The sequence below is a fragment of the Syntrophorhabdaceae bacterium genome, from assembly GCA_028713955.1.
In the GTDB taxonomy this organism is placed as follows: Bacteria; Desulfobacterota; Syntrophorhabdia; order Syntrophorhabdales; family Syntrophorhabdaceae; genus UBA5609.
The window spans coordinates 1-5,717 of sequence record JAQTNJ010000201.1; the positions used below are offsets into that span (position 1 = coordinate 1).

General features: G+C 49.8%; 4 protein-coding genes. All 4 read right to left on the reverse strand.

The window, feature by feature from the left end; translation table 11 throughout:
• Positions 1 to 722, reverse strand: a 722-nt coding sequence (locus tag PHU49_13635; GenBank protein ID MDD5245046.1) for an aminopeptidase, incomplete at its 3' end; no start/stop codon positions are given.
• Positions 723 to 773: 51 nt separating this feature from the next.
• Positions 774 to 2,159 carry an AmmeMemoRadiSam system protein B gene (gene amrB, locus PHU49_13640; GenBank protein ID MDD5245047.1) on the reverse strand — a complete coding sequence of 462 codons (1,386 nt, stop codon included), beginning with the start codon at positions 2,157 to 2,159 and terminating at the stop codon, positions 774 to 776.
• A gap of 119 nt (positions 2,160 to 2,278) precedes the next feature.
• Positions 2,279 to 3,391 carry an AmmeMemoRadiSam system radical SAM enzyme gene (gene amrS / locus PHU49_13645; GenBank protein MDD5245048.1) on the reverse strand — a complete coding sequence of 371 codons (1,113 nt, stop codon included), beginning with the start codon at positions 3,389 to 3,391 and terminating at the stop codon, positions 2,279 to 2,281.
• 33 nt (positions 3,392 to 3,424) lie between these two features.
• Positions 3,425 to 5,717 (reverse strand): hypothetical protein (locus PHU49_13650; GenBank protein MDD5245049.1); only part of this gene is annotated, 2,293 nt, incomplete at its 5' end.

The following is a 5,717-nucleotide window of genomic DNA, read 5'->3' on the forward strand; positions in this document are numbered from 1 at the left end:
GAGAGAAAGACCTCGAAGCTTGGAATATTGTGGCCTGAGACGCCCTTCCATTGCCTTTTTTCTCCCGGGGTGATCTTTAAATCAACATGCTCCGACTCGATGCGGAAATATTTTACCTTCAGGCTGTTCAGCCATTGCTTGATACTGCCGACCTGCCGGTGGACCTTCTTCCATTCCCCGACAGGATCTTTCTTGTCGAGGTAGCAGGCCCGTATGATCTGCCGTGCATATTCCTTCGGGTCTGCCTTTGCCTGCCTTGCAAGTTCGGCGGTCGGGAACGTGCAGAGCGTCCAGCTGTAGAGGCCCCGTTCCTCCCGTTTATCAAGGATGTCGCGGAGAGGTTTTCGTGAAACGAGAACCCTGCCGATCCTGACGGGGTCAATCTCTTTCAGGTGGGTCAGTGATCCCGGCGCCCTCAGGAATATCCTTCCGTTCAGGTTTGCGTAGAGCTCCCTGTCGCCGGGCGCAAGGAAGGTAAGCTGGTTCCTGTTTGATCTTTTATAGAAGCTGTGTTCCATGCCGAAGGTGAGACCCATTCGCTGAACAGGGTGCATACCGAGATCGAGGATCCTCCCGTAGAGTATCTCTGCAAGCCTGACAGCCGGTGCCTCGTATTGCAGAAGCACACAATCATTTTTTTTGAAAGGTTTTTTTCTGGCCGTCTCCAGTCCCCAGAGAAGGACCTCCGCGTATTGTGCCAGTTGTTTGTCTGTCAGCACCATTTACCTCCTTTTATCAGTATCTCAATAGGATTCAAGGATACGAGTATTGTTTCATTCCGAGAATATCTGGGCGGAAAAGCTGTAGATCTTTGTCTCCTTTTCCCTCCAGGCCCCCGGCGGCAGGCCTGCCTTGAGACAGGCCTGTTTCAGGAATTCCTCTCTGTTCCACATATATTCGGTTGCCACCTGCGGGAGGAGGAGCCCCTGGTTGTTCCCTCTCACAATGAACAGGCCGTGTCTCCCTATCTCGATCTCCTGCGGGTCATCGATATTTTTCAGTGGGCTGAGTACCGATATCTCAATATGTATCTCTTTCAGCTCCTCTTTTGTAACAGGAGGAAAACGCGGGTCACGGCTCGCAGCGGCGACGGTCATATCCGGGACCGCCCGGTACAATGGCATGACCGGCACTATATATCCGATACATCCCCTTAATCTTCCGTTCTTTGTGAGGGTGACAAAGACGCCCCGCTTTTCGAGCAGGGTCTTGTCCTTTGTCTCTGTTGGGGCAATATTCCCTTTTGCAACTGTTTCTTCAAGGGTCTTCCGGGCGATCGCGAGGAGCGTCTTCTGTGCTTTTTTGTTGAGACCGGTGTTCCTTTCGCTGTGAGAGAAGGCGACGGCGCCATATCCTACGACCCTGTTCCTGTCGTTTGTCACATCTCCGGAATTTGCGTAGTGCAGAACATGTGCCTCTCCATTGATCTTTTTAGCAACCATCATCAGGGTTATCACTGCCTGCGAGCCGCACAGCTCATAGTCCCCTTTTGCCAGACCGGCAGCGAGACGCCCTGTATCGAGTTCCCCGATCTCCTTTAAGGTAAGTTTATCCATCCGGTTTGCTTCCCGGTAGTTGTGGAAGTGGGACATGTCTGAAGAGGCGACGATCAGTATCTTTCCTGTGTGCTGCTGTAACAATTCGCAGAGCGCGTCCGAGAGGACCCTGTAATCGTTTTCCTTCATCATGCCCATGACAATAGGGACTATCTTGAAATCTTTCAGCGTCTGCTGAAGAAAGGGAACCTGAACTTCGAGGGAGTGCTCTCGCTCAAAGGCAATTGGATAGTTTTTAATGAACGTGCACTTTTCCGCCAGTCTTTTGGTTATTTCGTGGTCAACCTGAACCCTTCCCAGGGGCGTTTCCCATGACCCTGAAGGATATATCGCTACGCCGTTGAAGGGCACGCGATGCGTCGGACCCATCAGAATGACAGTTGCGCAGGGTCTTCCTTTTATCTGGTTATAGGCATAGGCCGCGACCCTTCCGGAATACTCGTATCCCGCATGGGGCGCCATAATGCCGAAGATGCCGGCGCTTATCCTGTCCTTTTTTGGTTCCGTTTCTTTCAGGTAGCTATCTATTGTTCTGGCGAGGGCGGACCTTTCGTCGGGGTAGAAAGACCCCGCGAATACCGGTTTCCTGACCTTAACCAGCACATCCTCCGCAAGACAGCCGGTAGATAGCAACACAACACAGATTATGCACGATACGACGGAGACGATGCTGCATCGGCTTTTGTAGTTTAAAACTTTAAACTTTAAACTTTGAACTGATCTTACGCTTTCCATATCCCTCCTATCTTTTTCCCGCAACCCGGGCAGGCGCCGCTTTTCAGCGTGTATTCCAGGACATTGTATCCTGACCTGCGTATAACCACCTTTTTACATGCAGGGCAATAGGTATGCTCTCCCGGATGGCCCGGGACATTGCCGATATAGGCAAATTGAAGACCTGTTTTCAGGGCTATGTCACGTGCCTTTTCAAGGGTGCTTACCGGTGTCGGAGATATGCCGGTCATTCTGTACATGGGGAAGAAACGGGAGAAGTGGAGCGGAACATCAGCACCGGCATTTTTATAAACCCACTGGCACATATCCGTCAGCATCTTCTGATTATCGTTGTATCCCGGTATGACGAGATTGGTGATCTCCACCCAGACACCTGATCTTTTGAGGGTTTTTATCGTTTCCAGGACGGGCTCAAGCTCTGCTTCACAGAGTTTGTTGTAAAAGGATGTGCTGAATCCCTTGAGGTCTATGTTCGCCGCGTCAAGATACTTGCAGAGCGCCTTGAGGGGTTCCGGATTGATATATCCATTCGAGTGACATACATTAAGGATACCCTTGCTGCCGGCTGTCTTTGCGGTGTCCAGCATATATTCGAAGAAGTTTGTGGGTTCTGTATAAGTATATGCGATGCTTCTGCATCGGTCCTGTTTTGCGAGTGTCACAAGCCTTTCAGGGGTCAGGGACTGATTGATGGTATCTTCCGGAGAGACCTGGGATATCTGCCAGTTCTGACAGAATGCGCATCGCAGGTTACAGCCAGCGCTGGCGACGGAGAAGCTCAAACTCCCCGGATAGACATTGAAGAATGGTTTTTTCTCTATGGGATCGATGTGAACCGCGCAGGGCGATGCGTAGCCGAGTGAATAGAGTTTTCCTTTTATATTTTTCCTCGCACGGCAGAAACCGGACTCACCTTCAGGGATCGTACAGCCTCTCGGACATAGCCGACATTCGACAGTACCTTTCCTTGTATCAACGACCTTATAGTAGAGGGCCTCTTTCAGGGAAAGGGGGTCCTTCCGGATGAGTTCCCTTGCCTCAAGTTGTAACGCTGCAGGGGCTAAGAAGGCTATCTTGATGAAATCTCTTCGCGTAAACATGAAAAAAGACCGATATTGAGTTTTTTTATTATACTACTTTCTCTGACAGATTAACAAGAAAAGGCTGCCTGTCTTCAGCATGGCGATGAGAATGCAGCCATGCAATAAACCGAGGATGGGGAGGAGTATAAAGCCGCCGGCGACCCCCCCGATACAGCCGCCAAGAAGGTCAGCGCCATAGATAAGACCGGCCGTCCTTCCTATGGTATTGTCTTTAAAATAGAGTGCGTTTGCCAGGGGGAATTCTGCACCGGTTATAATGCCTGATATGAAGAGGAGAACGATGAAGAGGAGATGTAAAAGCGCCGGGCTGTAAACGGAGCTCACCTTGAGCGAAGAGAAGATAAGAAGAAGGAGGAGAGCAAAGAGGATCATAGCTGCCTCGATGGACAGGAATATCCCGGTATGGTTTTTCATGTCCTTTAAGCGTGTGGTTATGATAATGGCTCCCATGGCCATGCCGCCAAGGAAAGTGGCGATGAGAATGCCGACCTCATAGAAGATATACCCGTAAAATATCTGAAAGCTGAATAAAAGTACCAGCTCAAATATCATAGCAGTAAAGCCGGTTGTTCCTATGATAAGGGGGATAGTGAGCCTTTTGTAAAATCGTGTCAGAAAAAGGCCAAGAAAGAAGAGAATGGCTACAGATATTGATGCCGTGAGAAGATTGATTCCCCTCAGGAATTCCAACGGTTTCTTTAGTGATGGTGTGAAGAGGATGTTTTGATACACGATATTGAGGAAAAGGCCTTCAGGAGAAAGATCTCTGTTTACGGGCATATCTGAGGTCTTTACGGAGGACGCAAACCAGATTCTTCTGTCCTGGTCGAGGCGGTATGTAAGGTGGGGCATGGTGATGAGGTTTGTTTTGAGACCGTAGTCCGTGATCTTGTTACAGAGGGTTACCGGTGAGCCGTGCAGGATGTCCGCTGATTGTGAGGCAAGGATGAGGTTTACATCTCCGGGGATAACGAAGAGATTCGGGAAAACTTTGGCGATAGTGTTCAGGATACAGCCGTTCAGATCCTTGAGCTCTTTGCTGTAGTACGTAAGCGAACCGGTCATGGTGAGGGCGAATATCCCTTTTTCTTTCAGGATGTCTTTCACGGCGCCGAAAAATTCCTCCGTAAAGAACCTGTTTGTCCGGAGTGTGGCGGGAGGAGGCAGGCCGAGCAGGATTACATCGTATTTTGTATGTCTTTCTTTTACGAAGATCCTGCCGTCAGTATAGTGCAAGTGAACAAGGGGGTTATTGAGTTCTTCCTGTGTGAGATCGGCAGGAAATCTTTTTATGGTTTTCAGAAGCAGGGGGTCGGTTTCGATGTAATCTACCCGCTTCACTGTCGGGTATTTCAGTATCTCATTGATCACGCCGCCTGCCCCGCCATGGAGCACGAGGATTGTCTCCGGGGAGTGATGGTACAGCAGGGGGAAATGGGCGAACTCTTCAACGAAGGCAATATCCGGTACCGGTGTCGTGATAAGCGGGATCCCGTCAGAGAAAAAGGTATACTGGTTGTCGTTCCTGATAACAACTATGTTCTGGTAAAGGGAGTTTGCATAGTAGACAACGTTTTTCCCCTGCCACTGGTGCCTGATGGCATTTCTGTGCATTGCATCGGCGCTGCCCCCGATGAGCATCACGCAGGGAACGATGATGGACAGAAGGCTCGCTGTTACCTGGGGTGTCCTTTTTCTTTCAAAGAAAGGCAGCGCAATGAAGAGGCAGGCGACACCGTTCAGGATAGCCATAGACAACGCGATCTGAAATGACTGAAAATAGGGGATGAAGAGATAATTGACGCAGATCCCGCCAAGGACCGTTCCCAGCATCTCATAGAAATAGACCTTGCCGATGGATGAAGGGCCTTCACCCGTGGCCCGGTCATGTATCGTGCACATGAGCGTAAAAACGAAACCGTGTAGAAGACCCGCGGGCAGGAGAACGAAGAATGATGTGTAGAGAATGGGTATAATGCCGGCGCCTATTTCCGGCGGTATCCCTGCGATGACTTTGGCAATACGTATTCCGTAGATGGTGGCTGTAAAAAATAATGAGAAGAGGATCATCGCAACAAGAAAGAGATTGAGGGTGTTTCGGTAGTTGTTCTTTTGACGACCGCCCAGATATGCGCCTGCTGCTTCCCAGATTACCCATGAACCGATGATGATCCCGATGGAAAATTCGTTTCCGGAAAAGATAATGAGCAGTTCTCTGAGCAGTATTGTCTGAGCAACGATCCCGCTGAAGCCGATGATCAGCAATACCGGTATGAGATAAGGAAACCTTTTCATAAACGATAGATATACATTATAAGTTACG

What these genes read in the sequence shown, in the direction of transcription:
- amrS (MDD5245048.1), bottom strand. Translation starts at nt 3,391, where the DNA reads ATGTTTACGCGAAGAGATTTCATCAAGATAGCCTTCTTAGCCCCTGCA.